Source organism: Staphylococcus sp. GDY8P67P (assembly GCF_017892545.1).
In the GTDB taxonomy this organism is placed as follows: Bacteria; Bacillota; Bacilli; order Staphylococcales; family Staphylococcaceae; genus Staphylococcus; species Staphylococcus ureilyticus.
The window spans coordinates 66610-83389 of the sequence record NZ_JAESLH010000012.1; the positions used below are offsets into that span (position 1 = coordinate 66610).

The window sequence follows — 16780 nt, forward strand, 5'->3', positions numbered from 1 at the left end:
AATGAAAACAATTGAATTGCATATCACATTACAGCCACAAGTATTAGACACACAAGGACAAGCTTTAAATCGCGCAGTACATGATTTAGGATACACACAAGTTAATGATATACGTGTTGGTAAATTACTGTACATGACAGTTGATGAAGCTACTGATGCTGCAGTTCACAATGTCGTTACAACTTTAAGCGAAAAACTTTTTGCAAACACCGTTATTGAAGAATATAGCTACAAAGTATTGGAAGAAGGGGAGAAAGCATAATGAAATTTGCAGTGCTAAAATTCCCAGGATCCAATTGTGATAGGGACATGTATAATGCAGCATTGAAATCTGGTGTAGAAGCAGAATATGTCGACTATAGAAATACATCTTTAGAAGGTTTTGACGGTGTTTTAATACCTGGTGGTTTCTCTTTTGGTGACTATTTACGTTCAGGTGCGATGGCAAGTGTTGCACCTATCACTGAAGAAGTGAAACGTTTCGCTAAAGAAGGGAAACCTGTATTAGGTGTTTGTAACGGATTTCAAATTCTTACAGAAATAGGTTTGCTGCCAGGTGCATTATTGCATAATGATTCACATTTATTTGTAAGTCGTAATGAACTACTAAAAGTAGTCAATAATCATACACCTTTCACTAATTTATATGAAGAGAATGAAAATGTAGTATATCCTGTAGCGCATGGGGAAGGTCATTACTATTGTACATCAGAAATGTATGACAGATTAGAAGAAAACAATCAAATCATTTTAAAATACAAGGATAACCCCAACGGTTCTTACAATGATATTGCAGGTATTGTAAATAAAAACGGAAATGTTTGTGGAATGATGCCGCACCCTGAACGTGCGATGGAATCTTTATTAGGTACTGATAGTGGCGTTAAGTTATTTGAAGCAATGGTTAATAGTTGGAGGGAACAAAATGTCTAAGTTTATCGAACCAAGTGTGGAAGAAATCAAATTAGAAAAACGATATAAAGATATGGGTTTATCGGAGTCAGAATACGATAAAGTATGTGATATTTTAGGTCGTGAGCCCAATTTTACTGAAACTGGTATTTTCTCTGTCATGTGGAGTGAACATTGTTCTTATAAACATTCCAAGCCATTTTTAACTCAGTTTCCAACGTCAGGATCACATGTGTTGATGGGGCCTGGTGAAGGTGCAGGCGTCGTAGATATTGGTGACAACCAAGCAGTAGTATTTAAAGTTGAATCACATAATCATCCCTCTGCTGTTGAACCATATCAAGGTGCTGCTACTGGGGTAGGAGGCATTATAAGAGATATTGTTTCAATCGGTGCTAGACCAATAAATTTATTAAATAGTTTACGCTTTGGTGAATTGTCAGAAAAACAAAATCGTCGATTATTACGTGGTGTAGTAGCCGGTATTGGCGGTTATGGCAATTGTATTGGGATTCCAACAACTGCGGGTGAGATAGAATTTGATGATAGATATGATGGCAATCCATTGGTCAATGCAATGTGCGTAGGTATCATTGATCACGATAAAATTCAAAAAGGTACTGCTAAAGGCTCCGGTAATTCAGTTATATATGTGGGATTAAAAACAGGACGTGATGGCATTCACGGTGCTACTTTTGCATCTGAAGAACTAAGTGAAGATAGTGAAAGTAAGAGACCTTCAGTACAAATTGGTGACCCATTTGTTGGAAAAAAATTAATGGAAGCAACTTTAGAAGCAATAACATTTGATGAGCTAGTAGGTATCCAAGATATGGGGGCAGCAGGATTAACATCATCATCTTCTGAAATGGCTGCTAAAGGTGGAAGTGGTTTACATCTACAATTAGAAAAAGTTCCAACAAGAGAAAAAGGTATTTCACCTTATGAAATGATGCTTTCTGAAACTCAGGAACGCATGTTATTAGTAGTTGAAAAAGGATCTGAAGATAAATTCTTAAATTTATTTGATAAGCATGAATTAGATAGTGCTGTTATCGGTGAAGTTACAAATACAGATCGTTTTGTACTTACATATGAAGATGAAATTTTCGCTGATATACCCGTACAGCCATTGTCAGATGAAGCACCTGTTTACGTGCTTGAAGGTGAAACTCCTCAATATAATGAACCTAAAAATGAATACAGTGACATAGATGTCGAAGATGTATTTAATCGTTTACTCATTCATCCAACGATTGCTTCAAAACGTTATTTATACGAGCAGTATGATCAACAAGTTGGTGCGAATACTATTGTCAAACCGGGCTTACAATCATCAGTTGTTCGTGTTGAAGGATCAAATAAAGCAATTGCTTCTACGATAGATGGTGAAGCACGATATGTCTTTAATCATCCATACGAAGGCGGAAAGATGGTAGTAGCAGAAGCATACCGTAATTTGATTTCTGTAGGTGCTACACCTTTAGCGATGACCGATTGTTTGAATTATGGATCACCGGAGAAAAAAGAAATTTATCAACAATTAGCAGATTCTACTAAAGGTATGGCTGAAGCCTGTGAAATATTAAAGACACCAGTCGTTTCTGGCAATGTATCCTTGTATAACGAAACAAAAGAAACTTCAATATTCCCAACACCAGTCGTAGGTATGGTTGGTTTGATTGAAGAAATTGATTATTTCAATGATTTTACGCCAAAAGTGGGTGATACGCTTTATGTTGTAGGCGATACATTTAGCGATTTTGGTGGGAGTCAAATTGAGAAATTACTTTTCAGTAAGGTGAATCATGAAGTTGAAACCATTGATTTATCAAATGAAGTCAAAAGAGGAGAGTCGATTAAAAGGGCAATACGTAATGGTATAGCATCCCACGTACAAACAGTGGGTAAAGGTGGCCTGTTAATGACTTTTGCTCGTATCAGTGCACATTATCAAATGGGCTTAAATGTAACTTTAAATCTAAAAAATGAGCAATTATTCAGTGAAACGCAAGGGCGTTATGTAGTAGCAGTAAAAGGTGACCAACCTTTAGATATCGCAGATGCTATTAAAGTTGGTACATTAACAGAAGATGGAAAATTTGTAGTTTCTAACGGGGACACGTTAATTTCACGTGATGTGAAACAATTGAATGAACAGTGGGAAGGAGCAATTCCTAAATGTATGACTACAACGGATTAAACGAAGAATGTGGCGTTTTTGGTATTTGGAATCATCATGAAGCAGCACAATTGACGTATATGGGTTTACATAGTTTACAACATAGAGGTCAAGAAGGCGCAGGTATGGTGTGTTCTGATGGACAAAAACTCACTGGAGAAAGAGGGCTTGGCTTATTGACTGAAGCCATTTCAGATGCACAGTTGGAATCATTTAAGTCCTATCAACATGCGATTGGTCATGTACGATATGCGACATCGGGGAATAAAGGTATAGAGAATATTCAGCCATTTTTGTACCATTTTTATGATATGAGTGTCGCAGTTTGTCATAACGGAAACCTTATAAATGCACAAAGTTTAAGAAAATCTCTTGAGCATCAAGGTTCTATTTTCCATTCTTCTTCAGATACTGAAGTAATCATGCATTTAATTCGTAAAAGTAAAGCGCCAACCTTTGAAGCAGCGTTACAGGAAAGTTTACGAAAAATAAAAGGTGGTTTTACATTTGCGTTATTAACAAAAGATGCATTATATGGTGCTGTTGATCCAAATGCAATCAGACCTTTAGTTGTAGGAAAAATGAAAACAGGTGCTTACATCATCGCAAGTGAAACTTGTGCTATAGATGTTTTAGGTGCAACGTATGTAAGAGATATCCATGCAGGTGAATATGTGGTTATCAATGATGAAGGTATTCGAGTAGAGTCTTATACGAGACATACGAATACGGCGATATCAGCTATGGAGTATATTTATTTTGCTAGACCAGATTCAACTATTGCAGGAAAAAATGTTCATGCGATTCGTAAACAATCTGGTAAACAATTAGCGTTAGAAAGTCCAGTTGAAAATGCAGATATGGTTATTGGCGTACCTAATTCTTCACTCTCAGCAGCCTCTGGTTATGCTGAACAAAGTGGTTTGCCATATGAGATGGGGTTAGTCAAAAATCAATATGTAGCGCGTACATTTATTCAACCAACTCAAGAATTAAGAGAGCAAGGTGTAAGGGTCAAATTATCGGCAGTAAAGGATATCGTACAAGGCAAAAATATCGTCTTAGTGGATGATTCTATTGTTAGAGGCACGACAAGTAAGCGTATAGTACAAATGCTAAAAGATGCTGGAGCTAATGAAGTGCATGTACGTATTGCTTCTCCTGAATTTATGTTTCCAAGCTTTTATGGTATAGACGTTTCAACTACTGCTGAACTCATATCAGCGAGCAAATCACCATCAGAAATCAGTGAACATATTGGTTCAGATTCTCTGGCCTATCTAACTGTAGCTGGTTTAATAGATTCAATTGGTCTTGATGTAGATGCTCCTTATAAAGGATTATGTGTAGAAAGTTTTACAGGTGATTATCCTGCTGGTCTTTATGATTATGAACAAGATTATTTTGAACATTTAAGCGAACGTCAAAAAGAATATTTAGCAAATCATAAACAATACTTTGATAGAGAGGGTAATTTAAATGTCTAAAGCATACCAACAAGCAGGTGTTGATATTAGTGCAGGTTATGAAGCGGTTGAACGTATGTCAAGTCATGTTCAAAGAACAATGCGTAAAGAAGTCTTAGGTGGATTAGGCGGTTTTGGTGCTACATTCGATTTATCACAGTTAAATATGAAAGCACCATTACTCGTATCTGGAACAGATGGTGTTGGTACTAAATTAAAGTTAGCGATTGATAATGACAAACACGATACGATAGGCATTGATGCAGTAGCGATGTGTGTCAATGATATTTTAACAACTGGTGCAGAACCATTGTATTTCTTAGATTATATTGCAACACATAAAGTTGTTCCAGAAGTTATTGAACAGATTGTTAAAGGGGTTAGTGACGGTTGTGAAGCTACAAATACAGCACTGATTGGTGGCGAAACAGCTGAAATGGGTGAAATGTATCATGAAGGTGAATATGATTTAGCAGGATTCGCTGTAGGAGCTGTTGAAAAAGAAGCGTATATAGACGGTTCAGCCGTGAAACCAGGTGATGTAATAATAGGTCTTGAATCAAGTGGTATACACTCTAACGGTTACAGCTTGGTACGTAATTTAATAAAAAAATCAGGTATTAATCTACAAGACAAATTTGATCAAAACCACACATTTTTAGATATCTTTTTAGAACCAACACGACTATATGTCAAGCCTGTATTAGCTGTAAAAGAACACGTAAACATACATGCGATGACGCATATTACTGGTGGCGGATTTATTGAAAATATCCCAAGAGCATTGCCTGAGGGTGTAGGTGCAAAAATTGATGTAACTCAATTTCCAACACCAAAGATATTTGAATGGTTGCAAAAACAAGGCAATATTTCGACTAAAGAAATGTACAATGTATTTAATATGGGGATCGGTTTCACCTTAGTTGTTGATGCTAATGATGAAGCTAAAGTATTAAATACGTTACAACAAGCACAAGTAAATGCATATAGAATTGGTGAAATTGTTAAAAGTGAAGCGCCAATTCATTTGACGGGGGTATGAAAGTGACAAAAATTGCTATCTTTGCTTCAGGGTCAGGAAGTAACTTTGAAAGTATCATGTCACAAATAGAAGCAGGTCATTTGCCGAACATTGAAGTGACTGCTTTATATACGGATCAGGTTAATGCTTATTGTATTGAGCGAGCAAGAAAATATCATTTAGATGTACATATTAATGAGCTTAAAAACTTTGATTCTAAAGCAGATTATGAGCGGAAAATCATTGAATGGTTAACAACCGAAAAAGTTGAATGGATTATTTTAGCTGGTTATATGAAATTAATCGGTGAAAATATATTAAATGCCTATCAAAAACGTATCATTAATATTCATCCTTCATTATTGCCGAAATATCGTGGTAAAGACGCGATTGGTCAAGCATTAAATAGTGGTGACAAGATCACAGGCACAACAGTACATTTTGTAGATAGTGGGATGGATACAGGAGAAATTATTGAACAACGTACATGTGAAATAAAACCGGATGATACGAAAGAACAATTAGAAGAAAGAATAAAAGCAATTGAACATGAATTGTATCCAGAAGTTATTTCAAAAATTATTCAATAAGAGGTGCCAATAAACATGAAAAAGGCAATTTTAAGCGTATCTAATAAAACAGGCATTGTACCTTTTGCACAATCACTCCAACAGTTAGGTTATGAGTTATATTCGACTGGTGGTACGATGCGAACGTTAGTCGATGAAAATATTGCAGTTAAATCTATATCAGAACTTACACATTTTGACGAAATTATGGATGGGAGAGTCAAGACATTACATCCAGCCGTTCATGGTGGTATTTTAGCTGATCGTAATAAACCAGAACATTTAGAACAATTAAAAGAACAGCAAATTGATTTAATAGACATGGTTGTTGTAAATCTATATCCATTCAAGGAGACTGTTGCCAATCCTGATGTTACAGAAAATGACGCGATTGAAAATATAGATATTGGTGGGCCTACTATGTTACGTGCAGCAGCTAAAAACTTTAAACACGTTACTACTATTGTTCATCCATCGGATTATAATGAAGTGATTGAAAAACTAAAATCAAATCAATTAGATGAATCTTATAGAAAATCATTGATGATTAAAGTATTTGAACATACGAATCAATATGATAATGCAATTGTTGATTTCTTTAAAGAAAATAAAGAAAGTTTAAGATATGGTGAAAATCCACAACAACAAGCATCATTTGTAAGAACATCTGATGCCAATCATACGTTAGGTGGCGCGAAACAGTTGCATGGTAAGCAATTGAGTTATAACAACATTAAAGATGCAGATGCGGCGTTATCTTTAGTTAAGCAATTTGAAACACCTGCTGCAGTTGCAGTTAAACATATGAATCCTTGTGGTGTAGGTATTGGAACAAATATTTATGAAGCTTATCAGCGTGCATTTGAAGCGGATAGCCAATCCATTTTTGGAGGTATCGTTGCTTTAAATAGAACCGTTGATGCTACTTTGGCTGAAACGCTGCACAGCATATTCTTGGAAGTGATTATTGCACCGAAATTTTCCGATGAAGCGTTAGCGATTTTAAATAAAAAGAAAAATATTAGATTATTAGAAATTGATATGACAATTGATAATAATGAGCAAGAAATAGTATCTGTTTCAGGTGGTTATTTAATACAAGATAAAGACAATGTATTAATCAAACGTGATGATTTAAAAGTCGTTACAGAAAATGCACCTACAGAAACTCAATGGGATGCAATGTTGCTTGGTTGGAAAGTGGTTGCCTCTGTTAAAAGTAATGCGATTATCCTATGTAACGATAAACAAACAGTCGGTATTGGTGCCGGTCAAATGAATCGGGTAGGATCAGCACAAATTGCAATAGAACGTGCGATTGAAATTAATGATAATGTCGTAATGGTATCAGATGGTTTCTTCCCGATGGATGATACGGTAGAACTAGCTGCGCAACATGGTATTAAAGCGATCATTCAACCAGGGGGTTCAATTAAAGATCAAGATTCAATAGATATGGCTAATAAATATGGCATTGCAATGGTAACGACTGGCGTTAGACACTTTAAACATTAAAATATTGGAGGCAAAATTATTTATGAAAGTATTAGTCATTGGCACAGGCGGAAGAGAACATATTTTAGCACACAAGTTAAAACAATCTTCACTCGTAAATGAAATTTTTGCAATTCCAGGGAATGACGCAATGTCAGACATTGCAGATGTACATTGTGAAATAGCGGAAACGGACCACACTCAGATTGTTGAATTTGCTGTTGAGCATGATATTTCGTGGGTGATTATTGGCCCTGAACAACCACTTACAGAAGGTTTAGCAGATAAATTAAACGCAAAACAAATTAAAGTGTTTGGGCCAAACCAAGCAGCGGCTCAGATTGAGGGATCAAAATTATTCGCAAAGCAGTTAATGCAGAAATATCATATTCCTACTGCAGAATATAAAGAAATATCAAACAAATCTGATGCACTAAATTATATTGAAACATGCCAGTATCCTATCGTATTAAAGAAAGATGGTTTGGCAGCTGGTAAAGGTGTAATTATAGCTGAGAATTATGGTGAAGCTGAAGCAGCGGTTCATTCATTGTATCCACAAGAGCTTGGTACAGTTGTCTTTGAGCAATTTTTAGAAGGTGAAGAATTCTCATTGATGACATTTGTAAATGGTGATTATGCCGTGCCATTTGATTGTATTGCGCAAGATCATAAACGTGCATATGATGACGATAAAGGGCCTAACACAGGTGGTATGGGGGCGTATTGTCCTGTACCTCATATAGATAAGGAAGTACTTAACCTCACGAATGAAATCATTGCACAACCTATAGCTCAAGCAATGTATAAAGAAGGTTATGAATTTTTTGGCGTCCTTTATATTGGTGTGATTTTAACAGCAGATGGTCCGAAAGTAATAGAATTTAATGCTAGATTTGGCGACCCTGAAGCACAAGTATTACTAACGAGATTGGAAAGTGATTTAATGCAACATATCTTAGATTTAGAGGCTAAAAAGAAAATAGCATTTAAATGGAAAGATTCGTCTGTCGTTGGTGTAATGCTTGCTTCTAAAGGGTACCCTGGAAATTACGAAAAAGGTAAGACTGTTTCAGGTTTTGATTTAAATGGTAATTATTTTGTCAGTGGTTTGAAAAGAGATAAGGATAAATTTGTCACCAATGGTGGTCGTGTCATCTTAGCATTAGGAGAAGGTCATGATATTACTAGTGCTAAAGCAAATGCCTATAAAGCTGCAGAAAAAATTCAAAGCGATGGACTATTTTATCGAAAAGATATTAGTAATAAAGCAATAAAACATTTATAAATATTAAAAAAAGTCGTAATTTCTATTTAGAAGTGTATAGAAATTACGACTTTTTAAATTTTGAAACTGTATATCGTTAAAAGCTATGTGTTCACAGATCAATCTATGTTAATTGACATATAAAAAGATAAGACAAAGTGGTTTAGTTTTTATCTTATCTTTTCTTAATTGGAAAGTAATGAATTTTGGATATAATAAGGTAATCGTTAATATATATTTTTTATACGAACATCGTTTATACCTGTAATCGGTAAGTGAAGTGCTAAGAAATAAGCAACAACCAAAATGATGATAAAAACGATGATTAATAGAAAGTCTTTATACGAGAAAGGTGTATGATAATAGTAGGTGCGCGGACCATCTTTAAAACCTTTTTTCTCCATTGCAACAGCAAGTTGATGAGCTTTTCTAATGTTTTGGCTTAAAAGTGGAATCATAAGATGTTTGATTCTACTAAATAAATTATAATTTTGTTGAGAGATAATTTGATATCTCATTTTTAAAGACTTTCTAAGTTGAACTAAAGTGCTAATCATTAATGGCACCATTCTTATAGCAGCCATAAAAGCATAAGCAACTTTAGGCTTAACTTTTAAATGTTGCATTAGGCTGTAAAAGACCATTACAATTTCAGAAGTGAAAGCAATTAAAATACCGAAAAATGAAACGGTTGTTGTACGTAACGCTAAATGCAGCCCTCTAACTAAACTTTCAGTACTAATTTGAATAAATCCTAATTTAAACAATATATGAGTGCCTTCACCATAAAAAATCATGAATAAAGCTGAAATTAGGCTGAAAGTTATAGTAAAGAAAATAAAAGCAAATGTTATTTTAAATTTTATACCATTGAACATTAATAAAAACAGGAACATCAATAGACAAATATAAATCATAAAATCGAATTGATGTACAAATATAACAAAGAAAAACAAAAAAACAGCTAATGCTAACTTTGTAATGATATTCACATCATCCATGAAAGAGTAGTGTTTTTTCCACATTTCAAACATGATGCTCACCTGCTATCTCTAGAATTTGTTTTTGACTTACACACAATTTACGTGTTGGATAGCGTGCGATAATTTCAGGATCATGTGTAACCATAATAATTGTTTGGCCATCTCTAACGCGTTGTTGGAATAATTTAATTAAATTAAATGTATTATGACTATCTAAACCGAATGTTGGCTCATCTAATAAAATATATTCTGATGTAGAGCTTAAAGCTATAGCTACACTCAGTCTACGTTTCTGCCCGATTGACAGTTCATAAGGGTGTTGTGATTGAACATCTTCTAAATTTAACATTTTAAGCATTTGAATTGTTTTTTCTTCAGCTTCTGATATAGAAGGATAATTAGCTTTGTTTTGTATAAAAATTTCTTTGTATACTGAATTCGCAATAAATTGAATTTCAGGATTTTGATATACAAGATACATATTTTTAGCAGCTTCTTTGATTTTAGTAAGCTTTTTGCCATCAAAAGACATTGTGCCTTCATATTTAATAAGTTGCATCATCGATTCTAATAAAGAAGTCTTGCCTGAGCCATTTGTACCGGTGATTGTAATCCATTCGCCACTAGTGATATTAAGTTTTGGTATATCGATAAGTGTCTTTTTACTTCTTTTTATAGTGCCTTGTTCAAAAAGAAATAGATGCTCATTGGCATATTGAATATTAGATTGCTGTAAATCTATAGGTAAAGGTGCTTCATCCCAAGCTTTTGGATGCCAAACGCCATATTCGGATAAAAGGTGTTCATAGTTGTTTAATATGTCAGCTGGTGAGGCATCACCAATAATAACACCATCATAGTTTAATAATATTACACGATCGATATGCTGCCATATATGTTCTACTTTATGTTCAACTATAATCACAGTTTGATCTTGCCATAACGCTTTAATCTTATTCCATAATTCTTCTGTTGATGTTACATCTAACATCGCGGTTGGTTCATCTAGAAATAAAGTATTAGCTTGTTGTAATAATGTTTCTGCAATTGCTAATTTTTGTTTCATACCGCCACTTAAATTATTGATATATTGGTCTTTATTGACGTTTAAATCAACAGACTCGAGTGCTGATTCAATCAATGCATCCATTTTATGTCGTGGCGTTTGTAAATTTTCAAGGACAAAGGCGAGTTCCTCATATACCTTTGGCATACAAAATTGGCTATCAGGTTCTTGAAAAATAACACCACAATCTTGATCAATCTCTAATTTATCGTATTTCATTGGCAAATCAATGAGATTTGGTACGATACCACTTAAAACATTCAATAACGTGCTTTTACCTGAACCAGAGGGACCAAGTATAAGCACCTTCTCTTTATCTTTAATTTCAAGTGATAAATTGTCGAATATTTTCTTTTGTCCATTTGGATATTTAAGACGTAGATTTTCAGTGACTATCAACTTTTATGCTCCTTATAAATTGTCATAATCTTTTTGTGTTGCAGGTCTGAATAATTTGGTTACGCCAGTTTGATCTAATATTTTCACAATATAATAGGACAACAATCCAGCCACAACAATACCGCTAATCAATCTAAATACGATATAAAGTGTTAAGTTCCATCCTGCAATTTCTCCTAAATAACCATAAGCAAAATCAAGAGGAAGTGTCGCAACAGATGCTAAAAATCCTGCTAACATAGCTACCATTGCCGAACGTGATTTATATCTGAAAATAGCGAAAATAATCTCACATGCTAATCCTTGAAGTAATGCATAGACCATTGTTGGAATATCAAATCTTCCCATGACAATTGTTTCACCTGCACCAGCAGCAAATTCAGCTAAAATCGCAATACCAGCTTTTGGTATAATCAAATATGCAACAATTGCAGCCATAAACCATGCACCATATGTTAGTTCTTCAATATGAAGACCAGAAACTTGCACTGCCTTGTATACTAAAGTCCAAATATTATAGACGATAGCAAACACAACAGCTATAAGTACGGTTACTAAAATTTCTGATAGTTTTAAACCTTTTGACATAAATTCTCCTCCAATAAAAAAACGCACAACCATCTAGAAGTTGCGCGTTAAATATAGGCATACGGATACCAAAAAACATATCACGATACACTTTCCTACGCTAGTTTAATCTAGATCAGGTTCAAAGGGTTTGAGGGTATACCTCATCTCAGTCACTAAACACCCCTAGTGCGAATATTAAATTTAATTTTAACTATAATGTATGACTTTTAATTAGTTATGTCAAGGTGTATTAACGTTGAATTTGATATTTATGACTTCAATCACAACACATAACGTAAGGTTAAATAAAGACTTTTTGTATAGTGCATTGAGTGATGTGGCAGTGTGGTTTTGTTAATTAAAGTTTGTTTAATTCATCGTTTTTTATGAAAAAGGGAATTGTCAAGTTCAGTTACATATCACAATAAATACATGATGTAGTGTAATTTATAAGAAAGTGTTTTTAATTATTGTCCAAATATATCATTGTTAAGATGTTGTTGTGTGCTTCATCCATTTATTCATATGTGTGTCAGAGTATAGTCTCGAATCATATTTTGAGTAAGAAGTATGAAAATCAAATGACATGATATTAAATAAAGGACTAAAACCATGTAAAAGTGGTTTTAGTCCTTTAGACTAATTATGAGATTGATGTTTCAGATTTTTTAATATTAACCTTGATAGAATGAACAAAAATTAAATGCTATTGTTCTCTTTTAATTTAAATTGTAATGTTCATATAGAAATCAAGCACATTTAGTTTAATCTAAAGTATCTTGAATATTTTTTTTCGTTTCTTCAGTACTATCTTCAGCAGATTCTTTTTTATCTTTCAATTTATCTTCAGCTTCTTTTGCTTTTTCAGCTGCTTTTTTATTTAATTCTTCTTTACTCATAGTTAAACACTCCTTCAATATTCAAATGACTTATGTTTTCAATATACCACTTTATTTGGAAACTAAACCACAAAGATCTAACTGTATATTACGTTAAATTTGAAATATTTGTTTAATCGATTATGTTTGGTGGAAACTTGACTGTACAACTATTTTCTATCATACTATAGACTTATTTATTGATTTATTAAAGACAAGAACTAAATGTTAATATATAATAACTTTGAGGTGAATGGTATGTCTTTTTTAAAGAAACACGCTGAGATATTATATAGTTATATAATAGGCATCGTTTCGCTCTTCACAGGTCTCATCATTTTAATAAATTTATCTATGGTCCATGACTTAAAGGATAAAGGTAAAATTGAATTACATATTCATAATGTTTGGGATTTTATAAATGCATTTTTTGCAGAAATCATAAGAGTCATGAGTAATTATATAGGGAATTTCCCTGTTATAAGTGCAGTATTAATTATTTTATTTGGTATTGCAGTCATCTTACTCGGATTCACGCTATTAAGAACAACAAGATATGATTATGATGTTTCAATCTTCTTCTTAGTGATAGGTATACTGTTCTTCATTATAACACTTATTTTAATGACACAAGTTTATAGCTTCTTTGCTATCATTTTTATTATCCCATTTGTAGTTCATATTGGGTATATTGTATATAAAGATGAACTAAATCCAAATCACAGAAAATATCATTATTTATTAATTATTTTCAGTTATGGGATAAGTTATTTAATTACGCAAATCGTATTATATGGAAGAATAGATAGTGACGAAATTATCCCTATTGATATTTTGAGTGTAAATACATTCTTTTTAATAATGTGGTTACTAGGTCAAATGTCAATTTGGAATTTCTTGTTTTTAAGAAGGGCACTTCCTTTAACAAAACAAGAATTAGGTGAAGAAGAACCTGAATTATCTAGAACAAGCAAAGGTACAGTTACAAACCAAACGAAAGAGCATTTGAAAAGTTTACAAGATAAGACAACTGAGTTTACTCGGAAAACACGTAGAAGTGTTGATATTCAAAAATTAAGAGATAAAAAAGACAAATTTATCGAAAAATGGAAGAATATTATTGATATACAAGAGGATGATATTCCAAATTGGATGAAAATTCCAAAATGGGTTAAATCAGCTTATGTAGAAATATTTTGTGGTGTTGTATTATTATTCTTTACAATTATAGAATTTAATAATAGAAATGCTTTATTTGTTTCAGGTAATTGGGAAATTTCTCAAACACAATATGTGATTGAATGGATTACCTTATTATTACTAATGCTGATTATTATTGCTTATATATTAACGACATTAACGAACTTCTTGAGAGATAAATTCTATTATCTGCAGTTGTTTATGGTTAGTATATTATTTTTCAAATTGTTAACAGAATTTATGAATATTATGGTTCATGGCCTACTATTGTCAATTTTCATTACGCCAATATTGTTTGTGATGTTAATCGCAGTAATTGTATCATTTATTATTAAATTGCGTGAACCTTCAAAAGATTAACAAGTAAATAAATTTTTAAAGGACTGGCTATAGCTAAATGCCAGTCCTTTTTGATTCATGATTGATATAACACAAAAGATTAAAAACAATAATATAATGTTTGAATTGAGAAATCATTCAATTATAGATAAATGATGTTACGATATTTCTTGAGATGATAGAATAAGAAAGCATAAATTATAAAATTAGAAGAAAGGCTGACATATAATTATGAAAACTGCCGTATTAAATAAAGGTAAAGAAACGAAATATCTAAATGGATATCCATTAATCGATGATGATGACGTGTATGCGCATGACCATTTAAAAGAGGGCGATTTATTCTCGTTAGTAAATGATGAACAAACCTATATTGCAACTGCGTACGTCGGAAGGCAACATAAAGGACTTGGATGGGTATTGAGCTATGATGAAAATGAAGTGATTAATACTCAATTTTTTGAGAGACTTTTTGAAATCGCAATACAAGAAAGAGCGTATTTTTATAATATTGAAGGTACTAATGCTTTTAGAATATTTAATGGTGAAGGTGATGGTGTAGGTGGTCTAACTATTGATAATTATAACGGACACTTTTTAATACAATGGTATTCTAAAGGTATTTATAAATACCGTTATCAAATTTTAAATGCATTAAAAAATACCTTAGAATATAAATCTGTGTTTGAAAAAATGAGATTTAAAGATGCTCAAATAGCTGGAGGGTTTGTTGATGGGGAAGCACCAGAATTTCCTATTATAATCGAAGAAAATTTCACATTTTATAATGTGGATTTAAATGATGGCCCTATGACAGGTATTTTCTTGGATCAAAAAGAAGTACGAAAGAAATTAAGAGATCATTTTGCTGAGGATAGGTATTTGTTAAATGTGTTTAGTTATACTGGTGCTTTTTCAGTTGTCTCAGCAGAAAAGGCCAAAGTCACTACTAGCGTTGATTTAGCTAACAGATCACGCACATTAACAGAAGAAAATTTTGGCTTAAATGCAATTGATCCAAAGACACAATATATATTTGTAATGGATACCTTTGATTATTTTAATTACGCGCGCCGTCATGATTTACTTTATGACACAATCGTTATTGATCCACCTAGTTTTGCAAGAAATAAGAAAAAAACATTTTCAGTATTGAAAGATTACGATAAATTAATACTAGGTGCTTTGGAAGTACTTTCGCCAAATGGAACTTTATTATTGTGTACGAATAATAGTACATTTTCATTAAAAGCATTTAAAAAAATGATTAAAGATACATTGAATAATGCAGAAGTTGATTTTGAACTATCAGAGGTAATGGGATTACCAAAAGATTTTAAAACACATCCACACTATAAACCATCAAAATATTTGAAGGCTATTTTTGTAAATATACAGTAATTTCTGTGAAAGAGGGTAATATTTTTACAGTACAAGATTTTACCAAGGAGTGAATATCATGAGTTTTAAAAATAAAATAACTAATAATGTAACACAGAAAGTCGGAAATAAAGTTTTAAATATTGAAGATATAAAAAATAAAAGCGATATACCAACGACTAACATAGAATTAGATGAACGTCGTCAACGCGCTCAAGCTATAGTGAGAAAAAAATCAATGTTATCTTCAAGTGTTAGTATTGTACCAATACCAGGCCTTGACTTTGGTGTCGATATCAAGCTAATGAGAGATATTATAGAAGACGTTAATAAAATCTATGGTTTAGATCACAAACAAGTAAATTCAATGAGAGAAGATGTAAAAGAACGTATTTTTACAGCTGCTGCAATACAGGGTAGTCAATTTATAGGTAGAAAAGTATCTAATGCCATATTAAAAGTCGTTATTAGAGATGTTGCAAAACGTATGGCTGCTAAACAAACAAAATGGTTCCCACTTGTAGGGCAAGCTATTTCGGCTTCAATCAGTTATTACTTTATGAAAAAAATCGGTGATGATCATATTGAAAAATGTGAAAAGGTTGTTAAATCTTTAATGTAATGGTGGAGCGTTTTCATAAAAAGTAACAATATTCATTGAATATTGTCATATCATGGGTGCAACGAATTGAATTTATATGTATAATTTGGTAATGTTATTATATAAAACTATGCTAGGTTTTATAATAAACTAACGATTCTAACTATACGAAGGAGACATCATATTATGGAACAAAAATCATATGTAATTATTGACGAAACAGGTATTCATGCACGTCCAGCTACAATGCTTGTTCAAACTGCATCAAAATTTGATTCAGATATTCAATTAGAATATAACGGTAAAAAAGTTAACTTGAAATCAATCATGGGTGTTATGAGTTTAGGTGTAGGTAAAGATGCTGAAATTACAATCTATGCTGATGGTAGCGATGAAACAGATGCAATGGAAGCGATTACTGATATCTTATCTAAAGAAGGATTAACTAAATAA

Annotated in this window: 16 protein-coding genes and 1 riboswitch; of the genes, 12 read left to right on the forward strand and 4 right to left on the reverse strand. The window is 32.8% G+C overall.

The window, feature by feature from the left end; translation table 11 throughout:
* Window position 1 precedes the first annotated feature (1 nt).
* From purS to purD, 8 genes are read left to right on the forward strand one after another with little or no spacing between them, the layout of a single operon-like run.
* Entirely contained in the window at window positions 2-262 is a 261-nt protein-coding gene (purS, locus tag KA833_RS04920; RefSeq protein ID WP_019468141.1) for a phosphoribosylformylglycinamidine synthase subunit PurS, read from the forward strand.
* Window positions 262-933 (forward strand): phosphoribosylformylglycinamidine synthase I, encoded by a 672-nt coding sequence (purQ, locus tag KA833_RS04925; protein WP_046207895.1) that lies wholly within the window; start codon window positions 262-264, stop codon window positions 931-933. The genes purS and purQ overlap by 1 nt, the downstream gene beginning before the upstream one ends.
* The gene (gene purL / locus KA833_RS04930) at window positions 926-3115 is read left to right on the forward strand and encodes a phosphoribosylformylglycinamidine synthase subunit PurL (RefSeq protein ID WP_210128070.1); all 2190 of its coding nucleotides are present in this window, start codon (window positions 926-928) and stop codon (window positions 3113-3115) included. Before purQ ends, purL begins: the two co-directional genes overlap by 8 nt.
* Window positions 3094-4581 carry an amidophosphoribosyltransferase gene (gene purF, locus KA833_RS04935; RefSeq protein ID WP_046207893.1) on the forward strand — a complete coding sequence of 496 codons (1488 nt, stop codon included), beginning with the start codon at window positions 3094-3096 and terminating at the stop codon, window positions 4579-4581. The genes purL and purF overlap by 22 nt, the downstream gene beginning before the upstream one ends.
* The gene (gene purM / locus KA833_RS04940; protein ID WP_064209112.1) at window positions 4574-5602 is read left to right on the forward strand and encodes a phosphoribosylformylglycinamidine cyclo-ligase; all 1029 of its coding nucleotides are present in this window, start codon (window positions 4574-4576) and stop codon (window positions 5600-5602) included. Before purF ends, purM begins: the two co-directional genes overlap by 8 nt.
* 2 nt (window positions 5603-5604) lie before the next feature.
* Window positions 5605-6171, forward strand: a complete 567-nt coding sequence (purN, locus tag KA833_RS04945; protein WP_046207891.1) for a phosphoribosylglycinamide formyltransferase — start codon at window positions 5605-5607, stop codon at window positions 6169-6171.
* A gap of 15 nt (window positions 6172-6186) precedes the next feature.
* Window positions 6187-7665 carry a bifunctional phosphoribosylaminoimidazolecarboxamide formyltransferase/IMP cyclohydrolase gene (gene purH, locus KA833_RS04950; protein WP_046207890.1) on the forward strand — a complete coding sequence of 493 codons (1479 nt, stop codon included), beginning with the start codon at window positions 6187-6189 and terminating at the stop codon, window positions 7663-7665.
* 22 nt (window positions 7666-7687) lie between these two features.
* Window positions 7688-8932, forward strand: coding sequence for a phosphoribosylamine--glycine ligase (gene purD / locus KA833_RS04955; RefSeq protein ID WP_046207889.1), 1245 nt, complete (start codon window positions 7688-7690; stop codon window positions 8930-8932).
* A 206-nt stretch (window positions 8933-9138) separates the two neighbouring features.
* Here the strand turns inward: purD and KA833_RS04960 are convergent, their stop codons facing one another.
* The 4 genes from KA833_RS04960 to graF form a co-directional block, all read right to left on the reverse strand.
* A complete protein-coding gene (locus KA833_RS04960) occupies window positions 9139-9945 on the reverse strand; it encodes an energy-coupling factor transporter transmembrane component T family protein (RefSeq protein ID WP_046207888.1) in 807 nt (268 codons plus the stop codon).
* A complete protein-coding gene (locus KA833_RS04965; RefSeq protein ID WP_046207887.1) occupies window positions 9938-11359 on the reverse strand; it encodes an ABC transporter ATP-binding protein in 1422 nt (473 codons plus the stop codon). Before KA833_RS04965 ends, KA833_RS04960 begins: the two co-directional genes overlap by 8 nt.
* 12 nt (window positions 11360-11371) lie before the next feature.
* On the reverse strand, window positions 11372-11947 hold the full coding sequence (locus tag KA833_RS04970; protein ID WP_046207886.1) for an ECF transporter S component: 576 nt from the start codon (window positions 11945-11947) through the stop codon (window positions 11372-11374).
* A gap of 75 nt (window positions 11948-12022) precedes the next feature.
* A riboswitch (TPP riboswitch) is annotated at window positions 12023-12124 on the reverse strand.
* Window positions 12125-12693: 569 nt separating this feature from the next.
* The gene (graF, locus tag KA833_RS04975) at window positions 12694-12828 is read right to left on the reverse strand and encodes a glycopeptide resistance-associated protein GraF (protein WP_196296357.1); all 135 of its coding nucleotides are present in this window, start codon (window positions 12826-12828) and stop codon (window positions 12694-12696) included.
* A gap of 237 nt (window positions 12829-13065) precedes the next feature.
* Here graF and auxA point away from each other — a divergent pair, with 237 nt between their 5' ends.
* The 4 genes from auxA (at window position 13066) to KA833_RS04995 (ending at window position 16780) form a co-directional block, all read left to right on the forward strand.
* Window positions 13066-14367, forward strand: coding sequence for a lipoteichoic acid stability factor AuxA (gene auxA / locus KA833_RS04980; protein ID WP_046207885.1), 1302 nt, complete (start codon window positions 13066-13068; stop codon window positions 14365-14367).
* A gap of 210 nt (window positions 14368-14577) precedes the next feature.
* On the forward strand, window positions 14578-15747 hold the full coding sequence (locus tag KA833_RS04985) for a class I SAM-dependent rRNA methyltransferase (RefSeq protein WP_064209109.1): 1170 nt from the start codon (window positions 14578-14580) through the stop codon (window positions 15745-15747).
* A gap of 58 nt (window positions 15748-15805) precedes the next feature.
* On the forward strand, window positions 15806-16348 hold the full coding sequence (locus KA833_RS04990; RefSeq protein ID WP_046207883.1) for a DUF697 domain-containing protein: 543 nt from the start codon (window positions 15806-15808) through the stop codon (window positions 16346-16348).
* A gap of 165 nt (window positions 16349-16513) precedes the next feature.
* The gene (locus KA833_RS04995; RefSeq protein ID WP_019467646.1) at window positions 16514-16780 is read left to right on the forward strand and encodes a phosphocarrier protein HPr; all 267 of its coding nucleotides are present in this window, start codon (window positions 16514-16516) and stop codon (window positions 16778-16780) included.

Coding starts and splice junctions, on each gene's coding strand:
- graF (WP_196296357.1), bottom strand. CDS start 12,828: ATGAGTAAAGAAGAATTAAATAAAAAAGCAGCTGAAAAAGCAAAAGAA.
- purQ (WP_046207895.1), top strand. CDS start 262: ATGAAATTTGCAGTGCTAAAATTCCCAGGATCCAATTGTGATAGGGAC.
- auxA (WP_046207885.1), top strand. CDS start 13,066: ATGTCTTTTTTAAAGAAACACGCTGAGATATTATATAGTTATATAATA.
- KA833_RS04990 (WP_046207883.1), top strand. CDS start 15,806: ATGAGTTTTAAAAATAAAATAACTAATAATGTAACACAGAAAGTCGGA.
- purF (WP_046207893.1), top strand. CDS start 3,094: ATGTATGACTACAACGGATTAAACGAAGAATGTGGCGTTTTTGGTATT.
- purH (WP_046207890.1), top strand. CDS start 6,187: ATGAAAAAGGCAATTTTAAGCGTATCTAATAAAACAGGCATTGTACCT.
- purL (WP_210128070.1), top strand. CDS start 926: ATGTCTAAGTTTATCGAACCAAGTGTGGAAGAAATCAAATTAGAAAAA.
- KA833_RS04995 (WP_019467646.1), top strand. CDS start 16,514: ATGGAACAAAAATCATATGTAATTATTGACGAAACAGGTATTCATGCA.
- purM (WP_064209112.1), top strand. CDS start 4,574: ATGTCTAAAGCATACCAACAAGCAGGTGTTGATATTAGTGCAGGTTAT.
- KA833_RS04985 (WP_064209109.1), top strand. CDS start 14,578: ATGAAAACTGCCGTATTAAATAAAGGTAAAGAAACGAAATATCTAAAT.
- KA833_RS04960 (WP_046207888.1), bottom strand. CDS start 9,945: ATGTTTGAAATGTGGAAAAAACACTACTCTTTCATGGATGATGTGAAT.
- purD (WP_046207889.1), top strand. CDS start 7,688: ATGAAAGTATTAGTCATTGGCACAGGCGGAAGAGAACATATTTTAGCA.
- purS (WP_019468141.1), top strand. CDS start 2: ATGAAAACAATTGAATTGCATATCACATTACAGCCACAAGTATTAGAC.
- KA833_RS04970 (WP_046207886.1), bottom strand. CDS start 11,947: ATGTCAAAAGGTTTAAAACTATCAGAAATTTTAGTAACCGTACTTATA.